The sequence below is a fragment of the Latilactobacillus fuchuensis genome, from assembly GCF_900258455.1.
Lineage (GTDB): Bacteria > Bacillota > Bacilli > Lactobacillales > Lactobacillaceae > Latilactobacillus > Latilactobacillus fuchuensis.
Genome location: NZ_LT984417.1, coordinates 1,825,731 through 1,827,813, shown reverse-complemented (window position 1 = coordinate 1,827,813; position 2,083 = coordinate 1,825,731). Strand labels below are relative to the sequence as shown.

Sequence of the window (2,083 nt, the reverse complement as noted above, 5' to 3'; positions counted from 1 at the left end):
CCAAAATACGCCATCATCTGAACTTAGATGACGGCGTATTTTGACTTGGACGGAGATTGATGAGTGCTGAAACGCGATTAAATAAAACAATGGAGAATCGCTGATGAGCTTGTTAATTCAAGTCCTTGTCGCAATTCAATTAGGTTTGAAAATCTGGAAACAGATTCTTGAACTGAAAAAATTGCATAAAAAAAGCCGCTAAATAGCGGCTGATCAAAGTTGCAATACGACTACTGTTGCGCGAGGTGGTAACGACACCTTGCGCTTTTTTTGCATGGTTTCATTATAGCATCTAAGTTGGGGGAAATCACGAGAAATAAATTAAATTAGAATGGCTATGAATTATCAAAGTGATGGTCTAATTCAATACAACAATATTGTGTAATCTTTCGAACTCGTTTTAGAGTATTAATTTTCAATTTCCTGCATTAAATTGAAAAGCGCGTCTAATGCTGTTGTGTAGCTGATTGACTCTGCGTAGTCATATTGTTGCTGGTACTGTTGCCATGAAGCGCGCAAGCTTTCAGAATCGGATAGGGCACTGATTTCGCTTAAGCGATTTTCAATTATTTTGTTTGGGATATGGTCAAACGCCGCACTTTTGAAAAATTCTTTTTTTAAAAGCACAAGATCAATGTCAGTTCGATAGAGAATGGACAATGAATAAACATTAAATAGATCCTTAGCACGAGTATTTAGCATACCATGATTTAGAAATGCTGATAACTTATCTGCCAAGATTTTTTCAATGGGAATACCATAAATTGGAAATTTGTCATCTGCGTTTAAAATGCTTTGGTGATTAAGCATGATTGGAATCGTCTCATAGGGGTTACCTTTTGAAATATCTAACTTTATACTGACTTTACTTTTCCCCATTTGTGCCAACAGATTAACACGAATTCCGGGATAATCATCATCAAGCTGTTTTTGCTCAATCGACTTGATTGTAAAACTAACATAATCTGTAGATTGTTCGAAGACCTCATTCAAAACGGTTGTTAATTTATCTGGTTGTAAGGATGGCCCACATAGATTGCATCAAGATCCTGGGTCATTCTATTTTCAATTCCAACCAAGCTTTGAATTTCAAAGCCACCTTTAAGAACAAAGTAATGACGATAATTAGATTCAGAGATCTGTTTTAAAAAGTGTTCCAGAAAAAATAGTTTCTGAAAATGTTGAATATTGTAGCCAAGTTCACGGGCGCGCTTGCTGATTAGCGGTAGAACTTTATCAACTTCACTCATTGCATGTAAACCTCCATTACTTTTAGCAAGGAACTGTTTGGGTATAATTCATCCTTGATTTTGGTTAAACTTTTAAACTTTTCTGCGCTAGGTGAACTTGCTAGATATTTTTTAAGCGCATCATTTTTAATGTATGGTTGGATTTGTTTTGATTCCCAAGTATCTAATAAGGTTCGTTCTTTAGAATAAACTTGAACCGTGCCACTATTTTCGGTTCGGCTAGTTTCGATACCAAGTAAATAGCGATTTTTCGATAGATAGCGTGCCTTAATAGGATATTTTTTCAGCGATGCAGCGCTTGGATGATATCCTTGGGGAAAGGTAAGATCATAATGAAGTGGCATTTCATCAGTTAAGTCATGAATAATCAAGGCACTGACCAATGAGAAAACACCACGTGAGAACTTTTGACTGATCAAGCTAAATTCATCGAGTAGGTAGCCCGGGAAAATATAGACACCACGGTCAATCTTTTCAATGGTGCCATCATTTGTTAACGCCTGAATTTTATCTTTAGACAAACCATATTCTTGTGCGGTTTTGTAAATAAATGTTGGAAAGTCATGTTCCAGTTGGGCTAAAGTATTCATTGTTATGAGCCGCCTCCTTATATACTGCAATTCCTTATATTTATAGTATATAAGTCGGATGGGGGACTTGCAACTTTCAAGACAACTTTACGGATTATTGTTTTTTGTGTTCTTGATACCGGACACAAAAAAGTATCTCGCTTTGCGTAATATAGTAATAGGCAGTCGTTAATTGCAAGCGCCAGACTCAGTCGATTCAAAATTGACAAGTGGAGGTGAGCGACTTGCGGTAGCTGTGCCAGC

At 36.8% G+C, this 2,083-nt stretch carries 3 protein-coding genes; all 3 read right to left on the bottom strand.

Annotation, left to right across the window (positions count from 1 at the left end):
* Positions 1-408: 408 nt before the first annotated feature.
* Genes LFUMFP_RS08715 through LFUMFP_RS08710 form a run of 3 tightly spaced genes read right to left on the bottom strand, consistent with a single transcriptional unit; the run spans position 409 to position 1,840 of the window.
* Positions 409-993 (bottom strand): nucleotidyl transferase AbiEii/AbiGii toxin family protein, encoded by a 585-nt coding sequence (locus LFUMFP_RS08715; RefSeq protein ID WP_268870678.1) that lies wholly within the window; start codon positions 991-993, stop codon positions 409-411.
* A gap of 8 nt (positions 994-1,001) precedes the next feature.
* A complete protein-coding gene (locus LFUMFP_RS10005) occupies positions 1,002-1,250 on the bottom strand; it encodes a nucleotidyl transferase AbiEii/AbiGii toxin family protein (RefSeq protein ID WP_254680646.1) in 249 nt (82 codons plus the stop codon).
* Positions 1,247-1,840, bottom strand: a complete 594-nt coding sequence (locus LFUMFP_RS08710; RefSeq protein ID WP_025082671.1) for a type IV toxin-antitoxin system AbiEi family antitoxin domain-containing protein — start codon at positions 1,838-1,840, stop codon at positions 1,247-1,249. Before LFUMFP_RS08710 ends, LFUMFP_RS10005 begins: the two co-directional genes overlap by 4 nt.
* Between the last annotated feature and the right edge of the window lie 243 nt (positions 1,841-2,083).